This window comes from Acidovorax sp. Q11, from assembly GCF_054950075.1.
The window spans coordinates 1-1219 of sequence record NZ_JBUDZG010000084.1; the positions used below are offsets into that span (position 1 = coordinate 1).

Consider the following 1219-nt stretch of genomic DNA (forward strand, 5'->3'; position numbering starts at 1 on the left):
TGTTGATTTCCATGCAACCGTAACCCACCATTTCCATCTCGATCTGACCCACCCTGGCTCGTGAACTTCACGCTCACGTTGTGGATAAGTTCTTGGCTGTCTTCTCCTTCTTGGTGGTCTGTGGCGGTTGCTGCGCAGAGCTGTTCTTGAACCGATAGCTGTCGTTGCCGGTTTCCAGAATATGGCAGTGATGCGTGAGCCGGTCCAGCAGTGCCGTGGTCATCTTCGCGTCCCCGAACACACTGGCCCACTCACTGAAGCTCAGGTTCGTGGTAATCACGACGCTCGTACAGCTTGGACAGCAGGTGGCATACGGCGCTGGCACGCTGTAGCGGTTGCGCTCGAAGTGGACCAGGCAAGTGGGCGAGACGCGCTTGGTGTGTTCCACAAAGCCATCGAAGGGCCGAGGCATCGGCATCAAGGTTGCCTTCTCTTGAGTCCAGACATCCGCGACGGAGCCCGGCAGCTTGCCATGTTCGATCTCGTGCCACAGCGCCACGCAGCGCTCCTCAAGTCATGCATTGAGATAGGGCAGGCTTGGGAATGGCGGCACCACCTGCCACAGGCGGTGGCGGGCATCGCGCACGTTCTTCTCCACCTGGCCCTTCTCCCAGCCCGACGCGGGATTGCAGAACTCGGCCTCGAACAGGAAGTGACTGACCATGGCCGCAAAGCGCGCATTGACGTCGCGCTCCTTGCCACGGCGCACGCCTCCCCCGGGCCGAAGGCCAACGGAACGAAGGTGCCGCGGCCGGTGGTCTGCTGGGCCACCAGGCGCTGCTCGTGCCAGAGCCGGGCGAAGGCCGCCACACGGTTATAGGAGCCGCCGTAACCTAGCGCCTGCAGATCCACGTACATCTGCTTGACGGTGCGCCGCTGCTTGCGGGATCGGCCAGCTTCCGTCTTGAGCCAGCCGGCGAGCTTCAAGGCGAGGGGATCGAGCTTGGATGGACTGACCCGCTTGGCATAGTGCGGCTCGGCCTCGCCTGCGCGCAGGTACTTGCGGATGGTGTTGCGCGAGAGGCCGGTGCGGCGGGCGATCTCCCTGATGGACAACTGCTCTCGCAGGGCCCAGCGCCTGATGACACTCAATGTTGCCACGTCTATCACTCCTGGTCTCCTGCTGCTCAACAAAGCAGCAGATTAGGGTTAGTACGTGGGTCAGGTTTGGATGGAAGTCCTGGGGGTTAGTGGGTCACTTCTGCGTGGAAATCAACAG

General features: G+C 61.7%; 2 pseudogenes. Both read right to left on the reverse strand.

The features are described 5' to 3' along the window. Positions 1-73: 73 nt before the first annotated feature. A pseudogene (locus ACYZGB_RS22760) lies at positions 74-289 on the reverse strand (ATP-binding protein); the annotation flags it as partial. Positions 290-307: 18 nt separating this feature from the next. After that, positions 308-1110, reverse strand: a pseudogene (locus ACYZGB_RS22765) (Mu transposase domain-containing protein); the annotation flags it as partial. Positions 1111-1219: the final 109 nt, after the last annotated feature.